This window comes from Roseateles toxinivorans (assembly GCF_004362525.1).
GTDB classification, from domain to species: Bacteria; Pseudomonadota; Gammaproteobacteria; order Burkholderiales; family Burkholderiaceae_C; genus Paucibacter; species Paucibacter toxinivorans.
Window position 1 is genome coordinate 540426 of record NZ_SNXS01000001.1, and the last position, 22735, is coordinate 563160.

Consider the following 22735-nt stretch of genomic DNA (forward strand, 5'->3'; position numbering starts at 1 on the left):
CCGGACCCGCGGCCATCATCATCTCTGAGAGACCCAAGCAGGATGAGCAAAAAACACTTTCTGGAGTTCGAGCAACCGGTTGCCGAGCTCGAAACCAAGATTGAAGAGCTGCGCTACGTGCAAAGCGAGTCGGCGGTCGATATCTCCGAAGAGATCGACCGGCTGGCCAAGAAAAGCCTTCAACTCACCAAAGACATCTATTCGAGCCTGACGCCCTGGCAGGTGACGCAGATTGCGCGCCACGCCCAGCGGCCCTACACGCTCGACTATGTGAACGACATCTTCACCGAGTTCCAGGAACTGCACGGTGACCGCCATTACGCGGATGACCAGTCCATCGTTGGCGGTCTGGCCCGCTTCAATGGCCAGGCCTGCATGGTGCTGGGCCACCAGAAGGGCCGTGACACCAAGGAGCGCGCCGCGCGCAACTTCGGCATGTCGCGCCCCGAGGGTTATCGCAAGGCGCTGCGCCTGATGAAGCTGGCCGAGAAGTTCGGCCTGCCTGTGTTCACCTTTGTTGACACGCCCGGCGCCTATCCCGGCATCGGCGCCGAGGAGCGCGGCCAGTCGGAGGCGATCGGCCGCAACATCTTCGAGATGGCCCAGCTGGAAGTGCCCATCATCTCGACCATCATCGGCGAGGGCGGCTCCGGCGGCGCGCTGGCGATCTCGGTCGGCGATCAGGTGCTGATGCTGCAGTATTCGGTCTATTCGGTGATCTCGCCGGAGGGCTGTGCCTCCATTCTGTGGAAGACTTCGGAACGGGCCTCGGACGCCGCCGACGCTTTGGGCATCACCGCCCATCGTCTGAAGGCGCTGAACCTGGTCGACAAGATCGTCAGCGAGCCGGTCGGTGGCGCGCATCGCGACCCCAAGCAGATGTCGTCCTTCCTGAAGCGTGCGTTGAACGACGCGCTGCGCCAGGTCAGCGATCTCAAGCCCAAGGAATTGCTGCAGCGCCGCTATGAGCGCCTGCAATCCTACGGCCGCTTCAGCGACACCAAGGAGCGCTGATCCGGTGCGCGTTGCCGTCGCCTACAGCGGCGGGCGCGATTCCACCGCCTTGCTGCATGCAACGGCCCGCGCCGCGCTCGATACGGGCGTGCAGGTCGTGGGCTTGCATGTGCACCACGGGCTCAGCCCGCATGCCGATGCCTGGCTGACCCATTGCCGCCAGCAGGTCGAGGGCTGGGCCGCGGCCGGCTTGCCGGTGTCGTTCATGTTTAGGCGCTTGCCCGGCAAACCGGCCAAGGGTGAAAGCATCGAGGCCTGGGCACGCGATGCCCGCTATCGGGCGCTGGAAGAGATGGCCGAGGAGCAGGGCGCAGCGCTGGTTCTGCTGGCCCATCACCGACGCGATCAGGCCGAGACCTTTGTGCTGCAGGCGCTGCGTGGCGCCGGCATGGCGGGTCTGTCGGCCATGCCAGAGTCGGTGGCGCGCAGCGGCCTGGTCTGGGCGCGGCCCTGGCTGAACGCAGGGCGCGAGCAGGTCGAGGCCTATCTGCAGGCCCATCAACTCAGCTTTATCGACGACGACAGCAATAGCGATCCGCGCTATGCCCGCAATCGGCTGCGCCTTCAGGTCTGGCCAAAGCTGCTGGAGGCCTTTCCTCAGGCGGAGAGTTCCCTGGCCACCAGCGCCGCCTGGGCGCAGGAGGCCTTGGCCTTGCAGCTGGAGCTGGCCGAGTTCGATCTGGACCAGGTTTGCGATGAGAAGCTGGCCCTGCGTCTCGGCGATTGGCAGAAGCTCTCGCCGGCCCGGTGCAGCAATGCCTTGCGCGCCTGGATTCAGCGCAGCTCGGGCCAGGCGGCGCCCGCCAGCCTGGTGCAGCGACTGATGGCCGAGCTGGGGCAGGCGCTGGCCCCGGCGGCCTGGCCGCATGGCGATGGCGAGTTGCGGCGGTATCGGGGGCGGCTGCGTTTCATGGCTGCGGCATCGATAGCCTCAAGCGAGGCGCCAGCCACCGATATGAGCATCTCGCGCGCCGGCCGCTACCGCCTTGCCGGCTGGGGCGGCGTGCTGCAGGTGCAGGCGGTGAAGCAGGGCGGCGTGCCACTGGCCCGGTTGGCGCAACTGCAGATCCGGCCACGCCAAGGTGGCGAGCAATTCCAGCGCGCGCCGGCCAGCACCGCACGCAGTCTGAAGAAGTGTTTTCAGGAGGCCGCCGTGCCGGCCTGGGAGCGCGAAGGGCCCCTGCTGTTCGCCGGCGATCAGCTGTTGTACGTGCCGGGCCTCGGTGTCGATGCCCGTGTCTGGGGCACGGGCGGTGAGCGCATCATGAGCTTGCGATGGCTGCCTGATTCAAACGCGAAGGCTTGAGCCAGGCTTGACAAATGCTTGCTGCAGTGCAGCAGCTAGAATTGTGGGTTGCGACCGCGGCGCAACCGCCCATCCGGGCTCACTACCCCGCGCAATTTCAATATCGCTCAACATCGACATGGCACTGATCGTTCACAAATACGGCGGCACGTCTATGGGTTCGACCGAACGCATACGTCAAGTCGCCAAACGCGTGGCCAAATGGGCGCGCGCCGGTCACCAGATGGTGGTCGTGCCCTCGGCCATGAGCGGCGAGACCAATCGCTTGCTGGGCCTGGCCAAGGAGTTGTCGCCCGAGGGCAGCAGCGCCGAGCTGAACCGCGAGCTGGACCTGATTGCCGCCACCGGCGAGCAGGTCTCGGTCGGTCTCCTGGCTATTGCGCTGCAGGCCGAGGGCATGCAGGCGGTCAGCTACGCCGGCTGGCAGGTGCCGATCAAGACCGATTCGTCGTTCACCAAGGCCCGTATCGAGAGCATTGACGACCAGCGCGTGCGTGCCGATCTGGCCGCCGGCAAGGTGGTCATCATCACCGGCTTCCAGGGCATCGACCCGAACGGCCATGTCACGACCCTGGGCCGTGGCGGCTCCGACACCTCGGCCGTGGCCGTGGCCGCGGCCATGAAGGCCGCCGAATGCCTGATCTACACCGATGTGGACGGCGTCTACACCACCGACCCGCGCATCGTCAGCGATGCCCGCCGCCTGCACACCATCAGCTTCGAGGAGATGCTGGAAATGGCGTCTCTCGGCTCCAAGGTGCTGCAGATCCGCTCGGTCGAGTTTGCCGGCAAGTACCGCGTGCCGTTGCGCGTGCTGTCGAGCTTCACGCCATGGGACATCGATATCGAAGAGGAAGCCAAGTCGGGCACCCTGATCACCTTTGAAGAGGACGTAAAAATGGAACAAGCCGTCGTATCGGGCATTGCCTTCAACCGTGACGAGGCCAAGGTCAGCCTGCTGGGCGTGCCCGACAAGCCCGGCATCGCGTTCCAGATCCTGGGCCCGGTGGCCGACGCCAATATCGATGTGGACGTGATCATCCAGAACGTCTCGCACGATGGCCGCACCGACTTCTCGTTCACCGTGCACCGCAATGACTACCAGCGCACGATGGAGCTGCTGAAGACCCGCGTCGCCGTCGACACCGGTGCCGCCTCGGTGGTCGGCGACAAGAACATCTGCAAGGTCAGCATTGTCGGCATCGGCATGCGCTCGCATGTGGGCGTGGCCTCCAAGATGTTCCGCTCGCTGAGCGAGGAGGGCATCAACATCCAGATGATCACGACCAGCGAAATCAAGACCAGCGTCGTCATCGACGAGAAGTACATGGAACTGGCCGTGCGCGCGCTGCACAAAGCTTTTGAACTGGATCAGCCAAACTCGTAAAAACCGGCCAGATTTTGGTCTAGAATACGAGGCTGTGCCGGAGACGTGACCGAGTGGCCGAAGGTGCTCCCCTGCTAAGGGAGTAGGTGCGCTAAAACGCGCCTCGAGGGTTCGAATCCCTCCGTCTCCTCCAAAGTTGTGCAAAAAGCCGTTGAGTTCATCAACGGCTTTTCTGTTTGCGCGTCTCTTTCTTTGTCCGCCGCGGCTACAGCCAGCGCCACAGGCTGCGCAGCCAGGCCGGCAGATGCACGGCGGGCGCGGGGCGGTAGGTCTGGCGATAGCTCTGGACGAAGTCGTGGCGCATGGAGGGCTCCTCGAGCACTGTTTATAAACACAGTATATCGAGCAACCTCGTATTTGCAATGACCCAAGCCCTGCGGAATACCCGGGGCGCTACCCGCCGTTCATCAGCCCGTCCGCCTTGAACATCGCCTTGATGCCGCGCACCGCCTGGCGGATGCGGCTCTCGTTCTCGATCAGCGCGAAGCGCACATGGCCGTCGCCCTGGTCGCCAAAGCCTATTCCCGGCGACACGCAGACCTTGGCTTTGTCCAGCAACTGGCGCGCGAACTCCAGTGAGCCCAGCTCGCGGTAGGCCTCGGGAATGCGCGCCCAGATGTACATGCTGGCCTTCGGGCTTTCGACCGCCCAGCCGGCCTCGGTCAGGCCCTTGACCAGCACATCGCGGCGGCGCTGATAGGTGGCGGCAATCTCCTGCACACAGCTCTGGTCTCCTTCCAGCGCGGCAATGGCGGCCACCTGCAACGGCGTGAAGGTGCCGTAATCGTGGTAACTCTTGATGCGGGCAAGAGCCGCCACCAGATCCGGGTTGCCGACCATGAAGCCGACGCGCCAGCCGGCCATGTTGTAGCTCTTGCTCAAGGTGAAGAACTCGACCGCCACCTCCTTGGCGCCTTTCACCTGCATGATGGACGGGGCCTTCCAGCCGTCGAACACGATGTCGGCATAGGCCAGGTCGTGGACGACCAGGATGTCGTGCTTGCGGGCCAGCGCGATGACGCGCTCGAAGAAGTCCAGCTCCACGCATTGCGCGGTCGGGTTCGACGGGAAGCCGAACACCATCATCTTCGGCTTGGGGTAGCTGCCGCGAATCGTCTTCTCCAGCTCGGCGAAGAAGTCCACATCCGAGGCCACCGGTATGGCGCGTATGTCGGCGCCGGCAATCACGGCGCCGTAGATATGGATCGGATAGCTGGGGTCGGGCACCAGCACGGTGTCGCCGCGGTCAAGCGTGGCCAGCATCAGGTGTGCCAGCCCTTCCTTGGAGCCAATCGTGACGATGGCCTCGGTGTCCGGGTTGATGTCCACACCATAGCGCTTCTCATACCAATGCGAGATCGCGCGGCGCAGCCGCGGTATGCCCTTGCTGGCCGAGTAGCCGTGGGTGTCGGGCCGCTGCGCGACCTCGGTCAGCTTGGCGACGATGTGGGCGGGTGTGGCCCCGTCGGGGTTGCCCATGCTCATGTCGATGATGTCTTCGCCGCGTCGGCGCGCCGCCAGCTTGAGCTCGGCCGTGATGTTGAAGACGTAGGGGGGGAGGCGATCAATGCGCGCAAAGCGGCGCTTGCCCGAAGAGGAGGCAGTCATGATGGAGCTTTCACGTAAGCGCCCGGAACCGTCCGAGCGACGTGCCCTGTATTGAGGCAGGGCCGCGAACATCCTAACCCAGGACTGGCGTCCAGCATCGTGCCAGCGTGGCCACCGCCGCCGCAATGGCCTCGGGTGACACCCCGGCAAAGCCCAACATCAGACCCGGCCGCACCGGCGCCGCCGTGTTCGCGCCGATCTGGCTCAGCCGCCCCACTTCCACACCGTGGGCGAGGGCGCTGTCGGCCAGGGATTGCTCCAATGCCAGGCTGTCCAGCGGCAGGCAGGCATGCAGGCCGGCCTCGGTGACTGGCAGGGGCAGCCGGGCGCCAAGGTGCCGCTGCCAGGCCCCGTGCAGGGCGTCACGGCGGGCGCGGCTGACGCGGCGCATGCGGCGCACGTGCTGGCCGAAATGACCTTCGGCCATGAAGTCGGCCATCACCACCTGATCGGCGATCGGGGCGTGGCGGTCCAGTGCCGAGCGCAGCTTGGCCAGCACCGGCAGCCAGGCCTTGGGGGCCACCAGATAGCCCAGGCGCAGGCCGGGGAACATCAGCTTGGAGAAGGTGCCGATGTAGAGCACGCGGGCTTGCGTGTCCAGCGAGGCCAGGGGCTGAAGCGGGGCGCCGCTGTAGCGGTATTCGCCGTCGTAGTCGTCTTCCAGCACATAGGCGTTCTGCGCCTGCGCCCAGGCGAGCAAATCCAGGCGGCGCTGCAAGGACATCACTGCACCGCTGGGGAACTGGTGCGAGGGCGTGACATAGGCCAGCCGGAAGGCGCCCAGGCTGTGCAGGGCCTGCACGCGCAGACCCTGTGCATCGACCGGCACGCCGATGAGCTCCGCGCCGGCCAGGCCCAGCGCTGCCGCCGCGGCGCGGTAGCCCGGTGTTTCGACGGCCACCCGGTCGCCGGGGCGCAGCAGGGCCAGCCCACACAGCGATATCGCCTGCTGCGAGCCGGTGGTGACCAGCACCTGCGATGCCTCGCATTGCAGACCGCGCGAGCTGTTCAGATAGGTGGCGATCAGCTCGCGCAGGCGGGCGTCGCCGGCAGGATCGGAATAGCCCAGGGACTGCTGCTGATGGTGCCGCCAGAACCGCGCCTGCAGCCGGGACCAGACCTCGAACGGGAACAGATCCATGGCCGGCACGCCATGGCGGAAGGCCCGCACCGGGCCGCCATGCGACGGGTTCGGAAGCCAGGCCTCAAGTCGCGACCACAGCGCCGTGTCCGGGCCCCGGGGCGTTGCTACGCTGCCCGGTATGACGCTGGGCTTGGACTGTACGGGCGCGACAAACGTGCCGGCGCCCGGGCGAGACTCGATGCAGGCCTCGGACAGCAATTGCTCGTAGGCCCGCACCACCGTGTTGCGTGACACCCCCAGCGCCTGGGCCAGCTCCCGCGTGGTCGGCAGCCGCAGCGAGGCCGCCAGCCGGCCCTGCAGGATGCGTGCCTTCAGCTGGGCATGGATCTGTTCGCTGAGGCCCAGGCTGCGGTCGAGTTGCAGGCCGGTCAGGTCCAGGTTCAGCGCGGGTCTCTCTCGTGCATCCATTGGTCCGGTCAGATTGGTGAATCTTGGATCTTTCATCGTACCAGTGCGGCGTTTAGCATCGGTCCGTAGCAACCTCAACATCGCACCCCGACATGTACAACCCGAGCCGATTTGCCATCACCGACCTGAAGCTGGTCCATCAACTGATTGCCGAGAACCCGCTGGCGCTTCTGATCGGGCCGGATGCCGAGCAGAAGTCCTTTGTCACCCATGTGCCGCTGACCGTCATCCCCGACGACGAAGGCTGGCTGCTGGAGGGCCATATGGCGCGGGCCAATCCGCACTGGGCCTGGCTGTCGCAGCAAAGCGAGGCGCTGGCCGTGTTCAACGGCCCCAGTGCCTATGTGTCGCCCCGCCACTATGACGATCTGAAGCAGGTGCCGACCTGGAACTACCTGGCCGTGCACGCCTACGGCAGCCTCGGCCTGATCGATGACCCGCTGGGCAAGGACCGCCTGCTCAAGCGCCTGATTGCTCAGCATGAGCCGGCCTATGCCCAGCAGTGGATGGAACTGCCGGAGGACTTCCAGCAGAAGCTGCTCGGCGCCATCGTCGGCTTTCGGCTGCGCGTGACGCGCTGCGAGGCCAAGTTCAAGCTGAGCCAGAACCGCAGCGCGGCCGAACGCACGCGCATCCAGCAGGCCTTTGCCGGAGGCGCTGCGCAGGAGCAGGCAATGGCTGCCTGGATGCGGCGGCTGGGGCTGTGATGATGACGACGATGATTGTTGAACCGGTGGTGCTGCAGGGCCGACATGTGCGCCTGGAGCCCTTGAGCCTGGACCATCTGGATGGGCTGATCGCCGTCGGCCTGGACCCCGACCTGTGGCAATGGATACCGACACCGTTCGACAGTGCCGACAAGATGCGGCTCTACGTCGAGTTGGCGCTGGACGAGCAAAAGCGCGGCGTGTCGCTGCCCTTTGCCAAGATCGATGCGCGGACAGGCCAGGTCATCGGCTGCACGCGCTTTGGCAATATCGAGCGCCAGCACCGGCGGCTGGAGATAGGTTGGACCTGGATCGCTCGCAGCCATCAGCGCAGCGGCGTCAACACCGAGGCCAAGACCCTGCTGCTGAGCCATGCCTTCGAGACCCTGGGCGCGCACCGGGTGGAGTGGAAGACCGACGCGCTGAACTTGCGCTCGCGCGCGGCCATTGCGCGGCTGGGTGCCACGCAGGAGGGCATCTTCCGCCGCCACGTGGTCTGTGCCGATGGTCGGGTGCGCGACACCGTCTATTTCTCGATGATTGACAGCGAATGGCAGGCAGCCAAGGCGCGGCTGCTGGCTATGCTGGAGCAGGGCGGCCCAAGCAGATCCTGACCCCCCCATCGGCGGGGGCGAGTCGGCACCTGCTTGGTGCTGGCCTGCGCCGCCCTGGGGAAAACACCCCTCGGACTTTCCCTTGTTTGGTGCCAAACCCGCTTTTGCTGGATTCGGCACCCACCTACACTGCGGTTCAGTTTGATGAATGACGTTCAGCGGGTTGAACAAGCAACCCGCCGAGCCGCTCGTCGCTGCAAATCGCTCGGTCTGCCCGGTGTCAAGCCAGGCGGGCTGCTGTGCCAGATTGTCTGAGCCGGAGTGTTTGTGTCCCCTGTTGCTGCTTCTGCGTCCAGCACGTCAGCCATGCCCGCGGCCAAGCGCGCGGCCCTGGTGCCGGCGGTGACCCGCGCCTTTGCGGTGCTGGACCTGTTGGCCCAGGAGCGCACGGCGATGTCGCTGGCCCGTCTGGCCGACAGCCTGGAGCTGCCCAAGAGCAGTGTGCACGGCCTGTGCAACACCTTGCTGGCCCTGGGCTATCTGCGCCGCCAGAGCGATGGGGCCTTCTTCATCGGCCCCAGCGTGATGACCTTGGCGGAGGCCTTTGTCGCCGGCACCAATATCGCCCAGGAGTTCGCCACGTTGTGGAGCGAGTCGCATGAACCGCAGGAGACGGTGATCCTGTCGGTGCTCAGCGGCGCCGAGGTCGTTTATGTGGCGGCGCGCAATGGCGTACGCCCGCTGGGCCTGGCCTTCAATGTGGGCATGCGCCTGCCCGCGCATCTGGCTGCCTCGGGCAAGGCCATGCTGGCGTTTCAGCCGGTCGAAGCCGTGCGCGAGCTGTTCGGGCGCAAGCCGCTGGCGGCGTTGAGCCGCCGCCCGGCGCCGACCCTGGACGAGCTGCTGGCCGAGCTGGACCAAGTGCGTGCCCAGGGCTACAGCATCGACGACGAGGGTGTGCGCGAGGGCGTGCATTGCATAGGCGCACCGGTGTTCGACGCCACGGGCCAGACCGTGGCGGGCGTCGGCATGTGCATACAAAAAGCCAGGCTGGACGAGAGCTGGCGCGAGACCCACCGCGAGCTGGTGATGCAGGTGGCGCGCCAGCTGACCGAACGGCTGGGCGGCATGCCCTTTGTTGAAGTGGCGAGTGATTCGACCGGAACCCATCCATGAGTGCAGACCATATTCTCGAAACGCGCAAGCTGACCAAGGACTTCAAGGGCTTTGTCGCGGTCAACCAGGTGGACCTGCAGGTCCGGCGCGGCACCATCCATGCGCTGATCGGCCCCAACGGCGCCGGCAAGACCACCTGCTTCAACCTGCTGACCAAGTTCATCACGCCCAGCTCGGGTCAGATCCTGTTCAATGGGCAGGACATCACCGGCGAGGCCCCGGCGCGGATTGCGCGGCGCGGCATCATCCGCTCGTTCCAGATCTCGGCCGTGTTCCCGCACCTGACCGTGCTGGAGAACGTGCGCGTGGCCCTGCAGCGCAAGCTGGGCACTTCCTTCCACTTCTGGCGCTCGGAGTCCAGCCTGGACAGCCTCAACGAGCGGGCCATGGAGCTGTTGCGCGAGGTCGATCTGGAGTCGTATGCGCCCTCGGTCACCGTCGAGCTCAGCTACGGCCGCAAGCGCGCGCTGGAGATTGCCACCACCCTGGCCATGGACCCTGAGCTGATGCTGCTCGACGAGCCCACCCAAGGCATGGGCCTGGAGGATGTGGACCGCATCCGCCAACTGATCAAGAAGGTGGCGGCCAACCGCACGGTGCTGATGGTGGAGCACAACATGAGCGTGGTCTCCAGCATCGCCGACACCATCACCGTGCTGCAGCGCGGCGCCACCCTGGCCGAAGGCCCGTATGCCGAGGTGTCCAAGAACCCGGCCGTGATCGAGGCTTATATGGGCAGCGCAAACACAGAACTCCAAGGGGCGCACTGACATGGCCGACGCATTTCTCGAAGTCCGTGACCTGCACGCCTGGTATGGCGAGTCGCATGTGCTGCACGGCGTGAACTTCTCGGTCGAGGAGGGTGAGGTCCTGACCCTCCTGGGCCGCAACGGCGCCGGCCGCACCAGCACCATGCGCGCCATCATGGGCCTGACCGGCAGCCGCAAGGGCTCGATCAAGGTGCGCGGCACCGAGACGATCAAGATGCCGACCTACCGCATCGCCCGCCTGGGCCTGGGCTATTGCCCCGAGGAGCGCGGCATCTTCTCCAGCCTGTCGGCCGAAGAGAACCTGATGCTGCCGCCCGAGCTGGCCAAGGGCGGCATGAGCGTCGAAGAGATCTATGAGATGTTCCCGAACTTGGCCGAGCGCCGCCACAGCCAGGGCACGCGCCTGTCGGGCGGCGAGCAGCAGATGCTGGCGGTGGCGCGCATCCTGCGCACCGGCGCGCGCCTGCTGCTGCTGGACGAAATCTCCGAAGGCCTGGCGCCGGTGATTGTGCAAAAGCTCGCCGAGATGGTGGTGATGCTGAGGAAGAAGGGCTACACCATCGTCATGGTCGAGCAGAACTTCCGCTTTGCCGCCCCGCTGGCCGACCGCTTCCTGGTGATGGAGCATGGCTCCATCCTGCAGGAATTCACCCAGGCCCAGCTGCCTGACCGCCTGGCCCAGCTGCATGAGACGCTGGGTGTTTGACTCACTTGATTTTCCCGCTAGACCTGACCCTATCCAACAGGAGACTGCAATGAAACTGAACAAGTTCACGACTCTGGCAACGGCCGCCACCCTGGCCTGCGCTGCGGCTTTCAGCCCGGCCCAGGCCCAAGTGTCCGGCGATGTGATCAAGATCGGCATCATCACCGACATGTCCGGCCTGTACTCGGACATCGACGGCCAGGGCGGCGTGGAAGCGATCAAGATGGCGATTGCCGATGCCGGCGGCGCGATCAACGGCAAGAAGATCGAGCTGGTCTTCGCGGACCACCAGAACAAGGCCGACGTGGCCGCCTCCAAGGCCCGCGAATGGTTCGACACGCAGGGTGTCGACATGCTGATCGGCGGCACCAACTCCGGCACCAGCCTGGCCATGGCCAAGGTGGCGGCCGAGAAGAAGCGGCTCTTCATCCCCATCGGCGCCGCCTCGGCCGCGCTGACCAACGACCAGTGCAATGCCTACACGGTGCACTGGGCCTATGACACGGTGGCGCTGGCCAAGGGCACCGGCAATGCGGTGGTCAAGGCGGGCGGCAAGTCCTGGTACTTCCTGACCGCCGACTATGCCTTCGGCGCGCAGCTGCAGAATGATGCCTCGACGGTGGTCAAGGCTGCCGGCGGCACGGTCGTCGGTTCGGTCAAGCACCCGTTGTCGGCCAGCGACTTCTCCAGCTTCCTGCTGCAGGCGCAATCGAGCAAGGCACAGATCCTGGGCCTGGCCAATGCGGGTGGCGACACCATCAACGCCATCAAGGCGGCCAACGAGTTCGGCATCACCAAGACGATGAAGCTGGCCGGCCTGCTGATGTTCATCAACGACGTGCACTCGCTGGGCCTGAACGCCACCCAGGGCATGTACCTGACCGACAGCTGGTACTGGAACCGCGACGCCGAGACCCGCGCCTGGGGCCGCAAGTTCTTCGAGAAGATGAAGCGCATGCCTTCGTCGCTGCAGGCCGGTGACTACTCGGCTACCCAGCACTATCTGAATGCCGTCAAGGCCATCGGCAGCGATGACGCCGACAAGGTGCTGGCGCAGATGAAGAAGACCAAGATCAACGACATCTTCGCCAAGGGCGGCTATATCCGCGACGACGGCCGCATGGTGCACGACATGTACCTGATGCAGGTCAAGTCGCCGGCCGAATCGACCGAGCCCTGGGACTACTACAAGGTCGTCGAGACCTTCAAGGGCGACGCCGCCTGGACGACCAAGGCCGAGTCCAAGTGCGCACTCTGGAAGTAAGCCGGGCCTGAGCCCGTTCCGTGCGGCCGGCATGGCCGCACGGGGCAGGGCTGCCTCCATGGAAGAAGAATCATGAGTGAAACGCCATGAGCGAAATTTTCGGCATACCGGTGCAGGCCTTTCTGGGCCAGTTGCTGCTGGGCCTGGTCAACGGCTCCTTCTACGCGATGCTGAGCCTGGGCCTGGCCGTCATCTTCGGCCTGCTGGGCATCGTCAACTTCGCGCATGGCGCGCTGTACATGATCGGCGCCTATGTGGCCTGGGTCAGCATGGACAAGTTCGGCCTGAACTACTGGGTCGCTCTGATCTTGGCGCCGTTGGTGGTGGGCGCTCTTGGCGTGCTGATCGAGCGCACCATGCTCAAGCAGCTCTACAAGCTCGACCCGCTCTACGGCCTGCTCCTGACCTTCGGCCTGGCGCTGATCTTCGAGGGCCTGTTCCGTGACCAGTTCGGTGTGTCGGGCCAGCAGTACGCGGTGCCTGAAGCGCTGCAGGGGGCGACCAATCTCGGCTTCATGATCCTGCCGAACTACCGCGCCTGGGTGGTGGTGGCTTCGCTGACGGTCTGCCTGGGCACCTGGTTCCTGATCGAGAAGACCAGCCTCGGCGCCACCCTGCGTGCCGGCACCGAGAACCCGGCGTTGGTGCAGGCCTTCGGCATCAATGTGCCGGTGATGGTGACCCTGACCTATGCCGGTGGCGCTGCCCTGGCCGCGCTGGCCGGCGTGCTGGCCGCGCCCATCATCCAGATCACGCCGCTGATGGGCTCCAACCTGATCATCGTCGTGTTCGCGGTGGTCGTGATCGGCGGTATGGGCTCCATCCTGGGTTCCATATTGACCGGCGTGATGCTGGGCCTGGTCGAGGGCCTGACCAAGGTGTTTTACCCCGAGGCGTCCAGCATCGTGGTGTTCGTGATCATGGCCATCGTGCTGATGATTCGCCCGGCCGGCCTGTTCGGCAAGGAGAAGTGATGAGCTCGACTCAAAATTCGGGCCGCATGGCTTGGGGCGTGGTGCTGGCGCTGCTGATCGCGGCACCCTTCATCGGCCTGTATCCGGTGTTCATGATGAAGGCGCTGTGCTTCGCCATCTTCGCCTGCGCCTTCAATCTGCTGCTGGGCTACACGGGCCTGCTGTCATTCGGCCACGCGGCCTATCTGGGCGCGGCGGCCTACGTCACCGGCTGGCTGGTGCGCAGTGCCGGCTGGTCGCCGGAGCTGGGCCTGCTGGCGGGCGTGGTGATCGCCGCGGGCCTGGGCCTGGTGGTCGGGCTGATCGCCATCCGCCGCCAGGGCATCTATTTCGCGATGATCACCCTGGCGATGGCGCAGATGATTTACTTCGTCTGCCTGCAGGCGCCGTTCACCGGCGGCGAGGATGGCCTGCAAGGCGTGCCGCGCGGCACCCTGTTCGGTGTGCTGCCGCTGGCCAATGACACGGTGATGTATTTCTTCGTGCTGGCGGTGTTCGTGGCGGTGTTCCTGGCCATCATGCGCATCGTGCACTCGCCCTATGGCCAGGTGTTGAAGGCGATACGCGAGAACGAGCCCCGCGCCATTTCGCTGGGCTACCACGTTGACCGCTACAAGCTGCTGGCCTTTGTGCTGTCCACGGCCATCGCCGGCCTGGCTGGCTCGCTGAAGACCATCGTGCTGGGTTTTGCCACGCTGTCGGACGCGCACTGGTCGCTGTCCGGCGAGGTGGTGCTGATGACGCTGCTGGGTGGCATGGGCACCTTCGCCGGCCCGGTGGTCGGCGCCTTCACCATCATCGGCCTGCAGAACTTCCTGGCCGACCGCGTCGGCGCCTGGGTGACGGTGATCATCGGCGTGATCTTTGTGTTTTGCGTGCTGGCTTTCCGGCGCGGCATCGTCGGGGAACTGCTGGCGTGGGCGGAGCGGCGCAGAGCGAAATAGCTCGCTTGTCTGCTGCGCAAATGTGCGTTGATCGCACCATCGTCCCGCCTGCCGGCAAGGCTCAGGGTTTGCCCGTTGTCGGCCTACTTGACGATGTAAAGCGTATTGTCTTGGGTCACGACAGCAAACGCCACGGCATCTTCGGGTAAGTGTTTGTTTCTGTTGAATTTTGCACCCGTGATGCATATGGTCGGCACGCTTTGTGCTCTCTTTGCGGAATGCGTCCATATACCTCTCGGGTGAACTTGGGCGCTCCATGCACCGGTTGGGGAAATTGACCGGGCTACAACCTCTAGGAGTGTTCGATGACGACAAGAATGACTAAGGCCATATCGGCTGTCACGGTGCTGCTGTCCGCAAGTGCGGCACAGGCCGGTTTTGTTGATTTCGTGATACGCGGTACGCCCACGATCACCTACCCGGGCGCCGGGCAGACCAACTTTCTGGTGCCCAAAAGCGGCGACAAGGCAGGTCTGGGTTCGAATGACATCAATGGCCGCACCTTGGGCAGTTTGCAAAGCGTGGCCATCACCCGTATCGACGATCGCAGCTTGTTCACTCCGGGCTCGGGTCCGAACATGGGGCCGTATCTGAACTTCTGGATCACCGACGGCGCCGGCAACTATGCCGTTGTCGCCAACGAACCCACCAACCCGGATATGCAGGGGCTCTACAACAATGGCTGGGATCTGAGCGCGGCCGATCTGGCCAATACGACAGCGAAGATCTACGAGAACAGCGACAAGACCTGGCTGCCGGCGGCGACTCGAGACACCAACGGCGACCTGATCAACGATGCCTGGGCGTTCTCCGACCTGTTCAGCTATGAGATCAAGCCGCCCTCGATCGCCGAGTTGCTTGATCCGGGCTGGCTTGGCAAGGGAACCGGCCTGCCGCGTGAGCTGGGCACCAACATTGCCTATGGCGTGAACTGGGTCTTTGGCGACACCCAGGGGAACTATGTGACCGGCACTGGACCTGGCTATCGGGTACAGGATGCGGCCGTCAGTGCCGTGCCCGAGCCCGCCACGCTGGGCCTGGTTGGCCTGGCTCTGCTGGGCGTTTGTGCAACGCGCCGCCGCGATAGGGGCTAATGGTCAGCTTTCCTGAAAGGGCCGGTCTCGGACCCGGCCCTCTTGAGAAATACAAAAAGCCCGCCGAAGCGGGCTTTTTCAATGGCGAGCTCGATCAACTACGCTTGCGGCGGCTCGCGCCGAACAGGCCGGCCAGTGCCACCCCGGCCAGCGCCAGGCTGCCGGGCTCCGGCACGGCGCCGGTGCCGACGATCACGGTGATCTCTGTGCGAGCGACCTGGCCACTGAGCGAGTCATAGGCCTCCAGAAAGACCGTGTAGTTGCCGTTGGCGTTCGCATCGAAGGAGTTGACAGGGTTGTCGTAGAAGTCAAGGTTCCAGGACTGCTGCACCAGGCTGCTGGCCGACACCAGGGTGGCGTAATTGGCCAGCGCGTTGGCGTCTGGAACGGCCTTGACCCCATTATCTTGGGCGGTGGCGCTAGTGCCGAAGTCGTGGTCGAAATAGGCGAAGCCACTGCGTGGGTCAACGCCGTTGATCGGGTCGAAGACTAGGAAGTTCTGGCCAAAGCCAGGGTTGTAGTCGATGCCCAGCTTGTAGGTATAGCGGCCCAGCGAGACCGAGTCGTTACCAGTGAAGATCGACCAGTCGAAGTTCCATTTGGCACGCGTGCCAGAGGAGATGCCGGCCGGCTGCTTGTAGATGCCACCGCCTTGGTCGCCGGTGAACAGGCCCCCACGCTCCTTCGCGCGCAGTCCCAGCTCGAAGCCGCCCGATGTCTTGTCAACGGCAAAATTGCCGTTCGGATTGCCGTCGCCATAGATGATGTTGGTGCTCAGGTTTGTGCTATAGGTCACTGCGGCTTGCGCGCCAACCGAGGCCGTCGCCACGGCAGTGAGCGCGATTGACTTGAGAAACAGGTTCTTCATTCTTCTGGCCCTGATTGAGTGGTGGGTTGAGAACACCGCTGTACAGCAAGGCGCGGGTTCCAAGTCGTTGCCCAAGCACGAACAGGCTCAAGCACTGATCCCATACGCATAAATCGAGCCAAGCCCTCAAGTGCTTGATTTCAATACATTTCTTTTTTTCGCCACTACCGCGACGTAAACAATGCCGACAGATCGCGTTCGGGTTTTCCTTAGCTCCCCAAGGTCTTCAGCAGCTGCGCCACTTCCTCGTGCCGCGGGTAGTCCTTGCCCATGATGGACAGCTTCTTCAGCTCGGTTCGGGCTGCGCTCGTATTGCCGGACTGCATCTGCATACGGGCCAGGCCCAGCCGGTAGTCGAGCACCTCGGGTGCCAGGGCGACCACCTGGGTTTGCAGCGCGACCGCCTTCGAGAACTCCTTGGCGTCGGCATAGCTGAGCGCCAGTGTGTCCATCAGCGCCGCGCGGTTGGGGGCCAGCTTGACCGCCTTTTCCGCCAGGGCCACGGCGCCGGGCTTGCCCTGCTTGACCAGCAGGTAGGCGAGGTTGTTCAGTGCCAGCACGTTGTCGGGCAACAGCCTGAGCACCTCCCGGTAGCGGGTCTCGGCCAGCACGAGCTGACCCTGGCCCAGCGCGGTGTCGCCAAGATGCAGGATGAAGCGCGCGTCATCGGGGTGGGACTTCAGCCAGGCCTCAGCCATCTGCTGGGCCTCGGCGGCCTTCTTGCCGGACAACAGCGCCTGATGCAGCCGGGGCGCCAGCTCGGCAGAGCCGGTCTTGGTCATGGCCTTGCGGAAGGCTGCTGCGGCGGCATCGTGCTTTTGCTGGCTCAGCTCGATCTCGGCCTCGAACACGTGACCCAGCGGGGCATCGGGCAACTGAGCCTGTACGCGGCGGGCAATGGCCAGCGCTTGCGTGGGGTTCTTCTCGCGCATCGCCAGTGCGATGCCGGCACGCTGCACGTCCAGATTGGCGGGGGCCAACTCCATCGCCCGACGCACGCTGGCGCCGGCGGCCTCGTTGTTTTTTGCGGCCAGATGGGCTTCGATCAAGCGCAGCTGCGGCCGGGGCGACTTCGGCTCCAGTGCCGCCATCTTGTTGAAGGTCGAAATGGCCTGGTTGAGGTCGCCGGTGATCTGCTGTATGCGGCCCAGGCGGTCCATCAATTCGACATTGTTGGGCAGGGCTGCGACGGCACTTTGGGCCGCGGCCAGGGCGAGCTTGTTGTCGCCGGCCGAGGCATGTAGGTCGACCAGTGCGGCGCGCGGCCCGACGGCGTTGGGCTGGGCCTTGATGGCGGCGTTGAGCCGGGTGGCGACCTCCTCCTGGGTGCCGCCGCTGCGTGCCGCCAATTCGGCCAGGGCCATCTGCGCCTTGGCATTGCCGGCGTCACGCGCCAACACCGCCTCGAGGCGGGCGCGGGCGGCCTCGGGCTTGCCGTCCGCCACATCCAGCGCCGCCAGGCCGAGAATGGCCGGGAAGAAGGTGGCATCCTTGCCCAGGGCCAGTTCGAAGTGCTTGCGTGCACCGGCGGCATCGTTGCGCACCGAGGCAATGCGGGCGCGCAGCAGATCGGGCAGCGGGTGCTTGGGGCGCTTGGCGGCCAGCGCATCGACGGCCTTCAGCGCGGCGTCGAACTCCTTGGCGCGCAGGCGCTCGCGTATCAGCGCGAGGTCGGCGCTGGTGCCGGCATCGGCCTTGGCGATGGTCTCCAGCTCGCCCAGCGCCGTCTCCCCTTGACCTTGGCCCAGGCGCGCCATTGCCGCTGAGGCCTGAATGCGTTTGTCCTCGGGCTTGAGCTTGGCGGCCTGTGAAAAACTCGCCTCGGCCGCCTTGGCATCGCCCGACATCAGCTGGGCCCGGCCTTGCAGTACCAGCAGGTCGGCATCCGGCTCGCCGCTGCCGAGCAGCGGCTTCAGCGTGGCCATGGCCTTGTCCGCCTGGCCCATGCCCAGATACAGCTGTGCCAGCAGGATGCGCGGCGGCGCCGCCTGCGGCGCGGCCTGCACGGCCTTGGCCAGCAGGGCCTCGGCCTGAGGCATCGCGTTGAGCTTGACCTCGGCCTGACCGGCCAGCATCAACAGGCGAGGGTTCTGCGGCGAGCCGCGCAGCAGCAGCTCGGTGATTTCCTTCGTGCGTTTGGCATCGTCCTTGCGCAGCGCCTGGGCGGCCTCGAAGTATTGGGTCTGCGGATGCTGGGGCAGGATCTTCTTCAGTGCGGCGAACTGGATGTCGGCGGCCTCGAAGTCGCGCTGATCAAGCAGCAGAGAAATCAGCGCGCCGTGGGCCGCGACCATATCGGGCTGCAGGCGCAGCGCCTCCCGGAAGGCTGCCAGCGCCGGTGCCAGATCGGTGGGCTTGGCCTGCAGCAGCAACTCGCCCTTGAGCCCCCAGGCAGGGGCATGGTCGGGTTTGGCCGCCAGCAACTCGTCGATCAGGGCCTTGGCCGATCCGGCGTCGCCACGACTCGCCTTCAGTCGAGCCTTGAGCATCATGGCCGGCGGGTAGCCGGGCACGCGCTTCAGGGCGCTTTCGATCGCGGCGTCTGTGGCCTCCGGCGCCTTGGTGGCCTGATGAGCCATCGCCAGCTGAGTGTGCAGCTCCGCGGCGGCGGCGCTTTCCTTCAGCTCCTCCTTGCCATACTGCTGCAACAAGGGCGCGAAGTTCTTCTGAGCCACCATCACTGCGGCCAGCAAGGGCAGCACCTCGTCCTTGGCATGACCCGCCTCAAGAGCGCGGCGCAGCTCGATCTCGGCCCCGGCGGCATTGCCCGTCTGGAACAGCACCTTGCCCAGCAGAAAGCGGCCAGCCGCTGACTTCGGCTCCTTCTGCAGCAGGTTCTTCAGCTCTATCGTCGCTGCGGCGGTGTCATTCTTGGCCAGGTAGCCGTGGGCCGAGGCGAGCAGTTCCTTCTCCGAACCGCCCCCACAGGCGGTCAGTACCAAAAGCGTGCTGATCCACAGAGTGGTGCTTACCCTAGCGACGACGGCCATTGAGTGTCCCTTGTTGTTGTTGCCCCGCGATTGTGGGAGCAAATGGACCGTGACCACAGCATGCAAGCCGGGGGGAGCGTGACTTGTGCTCAGCTCCTGTGGTCTTCGGGTTCTGCGATCCTGTCACTTCTTCTTGATCGCCGGACGTATCAGCGTGCGCTGGAACCAGGCCTCGTTCATGCGCAGCAGGAAGGGGGCGTTGACGGGAAAGCCCGACTGGTCACCCAGCACGGCCTCGTTTCCACATCGCGGGCACATGGCAGTCTGCTGCGCGACCGCTGCCGGGTCGTCGACACGGTCCAGGTCCAGGCCGGCCCAGGCGGTGATCTCGTCGGGCGGGAAGATCTGCATGCAGTTGCAGCAGCCGCAGAGCTTGCTGGCCTGGATCTGGGCCCAGTTGTTGGTCGTGTAGCGGTAGGCGGCAAGAAGCTCGTTCATGATGGTCGCCGGTATTGCGAAGGGCTGTGACGGCCCAGTGGACTCGATTGCCCGCCGTCGGTCAAGTTGGGACAGACGCCGGGTTTATAGTCGTTCGGCCCACCGACCAGGATGCCTTGTGCTGACCGAAAAAATATTTGCCCAGGCGCGAGCCACGCCCGACAAGCCTGCCTTCATCCACAACGGCGCGGCCTGCAACTATGCCGAATTCGCGCAGCGCCTGGTTCAGGCCGGCGCGTACCTTTCGCAGCATGTTCCGACGACTGACCACCCGGCGGTGCCTGGTGTGGCGGTGTTGTGCGTCGAGCACCTGGCCCAGGCCTGGGTGTTGGGCATCGCCCTGCGCAGGCTGGGGCTGACCACGGTATCGGTCGCATCCGTCCAGGAGATTGACGGGCTCGGGCTTGACAATGTCCGTTGCCTGGTGAGCTGGGCGGCGGAGAGCCCACCCGACCTCGCGGCCCTGGCAGCACGAACCGGTTGGCCCTGGATCAAGGTGCCCACGGATCTGGGCCCCGTTGCTGTGGTCGGCGAGCAGGCCTGGCCTGCAACAACGGTTCATGTCGCAGGCCACATCATCCAGACCTCGGGCACCACCGGGGCCTACAAGAAGATCCTGCGCGATGCGGCGGTGGAGGTCAGCACGCTGGACCTGCATGCCGACATCAACGGCATCGACGCCTCATCGCTGGTTTTTGTGCGCGACTTCCCGCTGTGGACGGCGGGTGGCTACCGCTGGCCGCTGCTGAGCTGGCACCGGGGGGCGACGGTGGTGTTCCAGCAGTGGCGGGACTTTCATGTGCCCCTGCTGTCACAGCCGCTGACCCATGTGTTTGCCACGCCGATGACGCTGATGTTTGTGGGCGACCCGGAGCTGCCCCTGCGCCGCAATGACGCGATGCGTCTGCTGGTCACTGGCGGGGCCATGCCGCGTGCCCTGGTGGCGGCGCTGCAGCAGCGGTTGACGCGGCAGGTCTACACGGTGCTGGCCTCCACCGAGGCGCTGACGGTCGCCGCCACCCTGGTCGAGAACCGGGACGATCTGGCCTGGCACAGCGTTCATCCCGCGCGCGAGGTGCAGGTGGTGGATGAGGCGGACCGGCCGCTGCCTGCAGGGCAGAGCGGACTGCTGCGGATCCGCATCCTGGATGGCGTCAGCGGCTATCTGGGCGATGAGGCCGCGTCGCAGGAGTTTTTCCGCGATGGCTACTTCTACCCAGGGGATCTCGCCGTGCTGCATGCCGACGGGCGGCTGGCGCTGTGCGGCCGCGTCACCGATGTCATCAATGTGCTGGGCAACAAGATCGCCACCGCCCCTATCGAGGCCGCATTGCAGCAGCGGCTGGAGGTCGATGCCGTGTGCCTGCTGTCGCTGCCCAAGCCAGGTGCCGATGACGAGGTGCACATCGCCATCGAGTCCAGCCGTGCGTTGAGCCAGGCCGAACTGCAGGCGGCGGCCAATGATCAGCTGAAGATCTTTGGCCAGGTGCACTTTCATCTGCTGAAGCAGCTCCCGCGCAACCGCATGGGCAAGGTGCTGAGGCTGGCCCTGCGCCAGCAGCTGTTGGCGGGCCTGCCTTGATGCCTGCGGCTTACATCCCCGCGTAGTTCGGCCCGCCACCGCCCTCGGGCGTGACCCAGACGATGTTCTGTGTCGGGTCCTTGATGTCGCAGGTCTTGCAATGCACGCAGTTCTGCGCATTGATCTGCAGGCGGTCGCTGTTGTCGGCGTTCTTGACGAACTCGTAGACGCCGGCCGGGCAGTAGCGGCTCTCCGGGCCGGCGTACTGCGCCAGGTTGATGGCCACCGGCACCGAGGCATCCTTCAAGGTCAGGTGGGCCGGCTGGTTCTCTTCGTGATTGGTGTTGCTGACGAAGACCGAGCTGAGTCGGTCGAAGGTCAGCTTGTTGTCGGGCTTCGGATACTCGATCTTGGGCATCTCGGCCGCCGGACGCAGGGCCAGGTGGTCGGGCTTCGTGCCATGCAGGGTCCAGGGCGGCACCTTGACGCCCAGCTTGGGCAGCAACCATTGCTCGATGCCGGTCATCAGATTGCCGATCAGCTTGCCCTTCTTGAACCAGAGCTTGAAGTTCTTCGTGCGCTCCAGCTCGGCATGCAGCCAGCTCTGCGCGAAGGCCACCGGATAGGCGCTCAGCTCGTCCTGCGCGCGGCCGGATTGCAGGGCGTCGAAGGCGGCCTCGGCGGCGAGCATGCCGGTCTTGATCGCCGCATGGCTGCCCTTGATGCGCGAGGCATTCAGCATGCCGGCCTCGCAGCCGACCAGGCAGCCGCCGGGGAACACCAGCTTGGGCAGGGCCTGCAGGCCGCCATTGTTGATCGCGCGGGCGCCATAGCCGATGCGCTTGCCGCCCTCGATATGCGCGCGAATGGCAGGGTGAGTCTTCCAGCGCTGCATCTCTTCGAAGGGGCTCATCCAGGGGTTCTGGTAGTCCAGGCCCAGCACATAGCCCAGGGTGACCTTGTTGCCCTCGAGGTGGTAGAGGAAGCCGCCGCCAAAGCTGTCATCGGCGATGGGCCAGCCGGCGGTGTGCACCACCTTGCCGGGCTGGGCCTTGTCGGCGGGCACTTCCCACAGCTCCTTGATGCCGATGGCATAGGTCTGCGGGTCGCGGCCCGCGTCGAGCTTGAACTTGGCGATCAACTGCTTGCCCAGATGGCCACGCGCTCCCTCCGCGAACACCGTGTACTTTCCGTGCAACTCCATGCCCAGCTGGAAGCCGTCGTGCGGCTGGCCGTCCTTGCCCACGCCCAGATTGCCGGTGGCCACGCCGCGTACGGCGCCGTCCTCGCCATAGACCACTTCGGCCGCGGTGAAGCCGGGGAAGATCTCGACGCCCAAGGCCTCGGCCTGCTCGCCCAGCCATTTGGTTACCGCACCCAGCGAGATGACGTAGTTGCCCTCGTTGTGGAAGCACTCGGGCACCAGGAAATCGGGCGTGCGGGTGCTGCCTGTTTCGTTCAGGAACAGGATGTCGTCGCTGGTCACCGGCTGCTTCAGCGGCGCGCCAAGCTCCTTCCAGTTCGGCAGCAATTCGTTCAGGCCGCGCGGGTCCATCACCGCGCCGGACAGGATGTGCGCACCGGGCTCGGAACCCTTTTCCAGCACCACCACCGACAGCTCAGCGCCCTTGGCGGCAGCGAGCTGCTTGAGCCGGATCGCCGTGGCCAGGCCGCCAGGGCCGGCACCGACGATGACAACGTCGTATTCCATCGCTTCACGGGGGCCGTACTGCGCAATCAATTCCTGGTTTGTCATGGAGTTCCTTGAGGAGGCTGCCGGTGAAGGCTTGCGCGGCATTTTAGCGGGGAAAGTGACAAAAAAAGAACGGTCGTGCTTTTGTCCGCAAGAGCCTGTGAAGGA

General features: G+C 65.2%; 19 protein-coding genes and 1 tRNA gene. 14 read left to right on the top strand and 6 right to left on the bottom strand.

All coding sequences use genetic code 11. The annotated features are described in order from the left end of the window. Positions 1 to 42 precede the first annotated feature (42 nt). The 4 genes from DES47_RS02505 (at position 43) to DES47_RS02520 (ending at position 3840) form a co-directional block, all read left to right on the top strand. A complete protein-coding gene (locus DES47_RS02505) occupies positions 43 to 1014 on the top strand; it encodes an acetyl-CoA carboxylase carboxyltransferase subunit alpha (RefSeq protein ID WP_133699070.1) in 972 nt (323 codons plus the stop codon). 4 nt (positions 1015 to 1018) lie between these two features. Next, positions 1019 to 2320, top strand: coding sequence for a tRNA lysidine(34) synthetase TilS (gene tilS, locus DES47_RS02510; RefSeq protein WP_243748125.1), 1302 nt, complete (start codon positions 1019 to 1021; stop codon positions 2318 to 2320). A gap of 118 nt (positions 2321 to 2438) precedes the next feature. Beyond that, positions 2439 to 3707 (top strand): aspartate kinase, encoded by a 1269-nt coding sequence (locus DES47_RS02515; protein WP_133699072.1) that lies wholly within the window; start codon positions 2439 to 2441, stop codon positions 3705 to 3707. Between the two features lie 39 nt (positions 3708 to 3746). Continuing rightward, a tRNA-Ser gene (locus DES47_RS02520) sits at positions 3747 to 3840 on the top strand. Positions 3841 to 4100: 260 nt separating this feature from the next. On the opposite strand, the gene alaC is transcribed toward DES47_RS02520, so the two are convergent. Beyond that, on the bottom strand, positions 4101 to 5315 hold the full coding sequence (alaC, locus tag DES47_RS02525; protein ID WP_133699073.1) for an alanine transaminase: 1215 nt from the start codon (positions 5313 to 5315) through the stop codon (positions 4101 to 4103). 73 nt (positions 5316 to 5388) lie between these two features. Next, a complete protein-coding gene (pdxR, locus tag DES47_RS02530; protein WP_133699074.1) occupies positions 5389 to 6867 on the bottom strand; it encodes a MocR-like pyridoxine biosynthesis transcription factor PdxR in 1479 nt (492 codons plus the stop codon). A gap of 92 nt (positions 6868 to 6959) precedes the next feature. On the opposite strand from pdxR, the gene DES47_RS02535 reads away from it, so the two are divergent. The 9 genes from DES47_RS02535 to DES47_RS02575 all read left to right on the top strand — a co-directional run bounded on the left by DES47_RS02535 (position 6960) and on the right by DES47_RS02575 (position 15056). Continuing rightward, complete coding sequence (locus DES47_RS02535) at positions 6960 to 7574, top strand: FMN-binding negative transcriptional regulator (protein ID WP_133699075.1); 615 nt, start codon at positions 6960 to 6962, stop codon at positions 7572 to 7574. A gap of 11 nt (positions 7575 to 7585) precedes the next feature. Beyond that, a complete protein-coding gene (locus DES47_RS02540; protein WP_133699076.1) occupies positions 7586 to 8188 on the top strand; it encodes a GNAT family N-acetyltransferase in 603 nt (200 codons plus the stop codon). A 306-nt stretch (positions 8189 to 8494) separates the two neighbouring features. Next, positions 8495 to 9304, top strand: a complete 810-nt coding sequence (locus DES47_RS02545; protein ID WP_133699077.1) for an IclR family transcriptional regulator — start codon at positions 8495 to 8497, stop codon at positions 9302 to 9304. After that, positions 9301 to 10074, top strand: a complete 774-nt coding sequence (locus tag DES47_RS02550; RefSeq protein ID WP_133699078.1) for an ABC transporter ATP-binding protein — start codon at positions 9301 to 9303, stop codon at positions 10072 to 10074. Before DES47_RS02545 ends, DES47_RS02550 begins: the two co-directional genes overlap by 4 nt. Position 10075: 1 nt before the next feature. After that, positions 10076 to 10780 carry an ABC transporter ATP-binding protein gene (locus tag DES47_RS02555; RefSeq protein WP_133699079.1) on the top strand — a complete coding sequence of 235 codons (705 nt, stop codon included), beginning with the start codon at positions 10076 to 10078 and terminating at the stop codon, positions 10778 to 10780. A gap of 49 nt (positions 10781 to 10829) precedes the next feature. Further along, entirely contained in the window at positions 10830 to 12044 is a 1215-nt protein-coding gene (locus DES47_RS02560) for an ABC transporter substrate-binding protein (RefSeq protein ID WP_133699080.1), read from the top strand. Positions 12045 to 12130: 86 nt separating this feature from the next. Next, positions 12131 to 13018, top strand: coding sequence for a branched-chain amino acid ABC transporter permease (locus DES47_RS02565; protein ID WP_133699081.1), 888 nt, complete (start codon positions 12131 to 12133; stop codon positions 13016 to 13018). Continuing rightward, a complete protein-coding gene (locus DES47_RS02570; protein ID WP_166651813.1) occupies positions 13018 to 13962 on the top strand; it encodes a branched-chain amino acid ABC transporter permease in 945 nt (314 codons plus the stop codon). Before DES47_RS02565 ends, DES47_RS02570 begins: the two co-directional genes overlap by 1 nt. A gap of 305 nt (positions 13963 to 14267) precedes the next feature. Next, positions 14268 to 15056: a PEP-CTERM sorting domain-containing protein gene (locus tag DES47_RS02575; RefSeq protein ID WP_133699082.1), complete on the top strand. Its 789-nt coding sequence runs from the start codon at positions 14268 to 14270 to the stop codon at positions 15054 to 15056. Positions 15057 to 15150: 94 nt separating this feature from the next. Here DES47_RS02575 and DES47_RS02580 read toward each other — a convergent pair whose 3' ends face one another. From DES47_RS02580 to DES47_RS02590, 3 genes are all read right to left on the bottom strand, one after another. After that, positions 15151 to 15924 carry a PEP-CTERM sorting domain-containing protein gene (locus DES47_RS02580; protein ID WP_133699083.1) on the bottom strand — a complete coding sequence of 258 codons (774 nt, stop codon included), beginning with the start codon at positions 15922 to 15924 and terminating at the stop codon, positions 15151 to 15153. 209 nt (positions 15925 to 16133) lie between these two features. Beyond that, on the bottom strand, positions 16134 to 18914 hold the full coding sequence (prsT, locus tag DES47_RS02585) for an XrtA/PEP-CTERM system TPR-repeat protein PrsT (protein ID WP_133699084.1): 2781 nt from the start codon (positions 18912 to 18914) through the stop codon (positions 16134 to 16136). Between the two features lie 123 nt (positions 18915 to 19037). Then, entirely contained in the window at positions 19038 to 19352 is a 315-nt protein-coding gene (locus DES47_RS02590) for a hypothetical protein (RefSeq protein WP_133699085.1), read from the bottom strand. Positions 19353 to 19470: 118 nt separating this feature from the next. On the opposite strand from DES47_RS02590, the gene DES47_RS02595 reads away from it, so the two are divergent. Beyond that, positions 19471 to 20934, top strand: a complete 1464-nt coding sequence (locus DES47_RS02595; RefSeq protein ID WP_166651814.1) for a class I adenylate-forming enzyme family protein — start codon at positions 19471 to 19473, stop codon at positions 20932 to 20934. A 10-nt stretch (positions 20935 to 20944) separates the two neighbouring features. Here the strand turns inward: DES47_RS02595 and DES47_RS02600 are convergent, their stop codons facing one another. Further along, the gene (locus tag DES47_RS02600) at positions 20945 to 22630 is read right to left on the bottom strand and encodes an electron transfer flavoprotein-ubiquinone oxidoreductase (RefSeq protein ID WP_133699087.1); all 1686 of its coding nucleotides are present in this window, start codon (positions 22628 to 22630) and stop codon (positions 20945 to 20947) included. Positions 22631 to 22735 lie beyond the last annotated feature (105 nt).

Excerpts from the sequence above, each read along its gene's own strand:
- DES47_RS02555 (WP_133699079.1), top strand. The coding sequence starts at position 10,076 with ATGGCCGACGCATTTCTCGAAGTCCGTGACCTGCACGCCTGGTATGGC.
- alaC (WP_133699073.1), bottom strand. The coding sequence starts at position 5,315 with ATGACTGCCTCCTCTTCGGGCAAGCGCCGCTTTGCGCGCATTGATCGC.
- DES47_RS02515 (WP_133699072.1), top strand. The coding sequence starts at position 2,439 with ATGGCACTGATCGTTCACAAATACGGCGGCACGTCTATGGGTTCGACC.
- DES47_RS02550 (WP_133699078.1), top strand. The coding sequence starts at position 9,301 with ATGAGTGCAGACCATATTCTCGAAACGCGCAAGCTGACCAAGGACTTC.
- DES47_RS02580 (WP_133699083.1), bottom strand. The coding sequence starts at position 15,924 with ATGAAGAACCTGTTTCTCAAGTCAATCGCGCTCACTGCCGTGGCGACG.
- DES47_RS02565 (WP_133699081.1), top strand. The coding sequence starts at position 12,131 with ATGAGCGAAATTTTCGGCATACCGGTGCAGGCCTTTCTGGGCCAGTTG.
- DES47_RS02570 (WP_166651813.1), top strand. The coding sequence starts at position 13,018 with ATGAGCTCGACTCAAAATTCGGGCCGCATGGCTTGGGGCGTGGTGCTG.
- DES47_RS02540 (WP_133699076.1), top strand. The coding sequence starts at position 7,586 with ATGATTGTTGAACCGGTGGTGCTGCAGGGCCGACATGTGCGCCTGGAG.
- DES47_RS02590 (WP_133699085.1), bottom strand. The coding sequence starts at position 19,352 with ATGAACGAGCTTCTTGCCGCCTACCGCTACACGACCAACAACTGGGCC.
- DES47_RS02505 (WP_133699070.1), top strand. The coding sequence starts at position 43 with ATGAGCAAAAAACACTTTCTGGAGTTCGAGCAACCGGTTGCCGAGCTC.
- DES47_RS02560 (WP_133699080.1), top strand. The coding sequence starts at position 10,830 with ATGAAACTGAACAAGTTCACGACTCTGGCAACGGCCGCCACCCTGGCC.
- DES47_RS02545 (WP_133699077.1), top strand. The coding sequence starts at position 8,495 with ATGCCCGCGGCCAAGCGCGCGGCCCTGGTGCCGGCGGTGACCCGCGCC.
- DES47_RS02575 (WP_133699082.1), top strand. The coding sequence starts at position 14,268 with ATGACGACAAGAATGACTAAGGCCATATCGGCTGTCACGGTGCTGCTG.
- DES47_RS02535 (WP_133699075.1), top strand. The coding sequence starts at position 6,960 with ATGTACAACCCGAGCCGATTTGCCATCACCGACCTGAAGCTGGTCCAT.
- prsT (WP_133699084.1), bottom strand. The coding sequence starts at position 18,914 with ATGGCCGTCGTCGCTAGGGTAAGCACCACTCTGTGGATCAGCACGCTT.
- pdxR (WP_133699074.1), bottom strand. The coding sequence starts at position 6,867 with ATGGATGCACGAGAGAGACCCGCGCTGAACCTGGACCTGACCGGCCTG.
- DES47_RS02600 (WP_133699087.1), bottom strand. The coding sequence starts at position 22,630 with ATGACAAACCAGGAATTGATTGCGCAGTACGGCCCCCGTGAAGCGATG.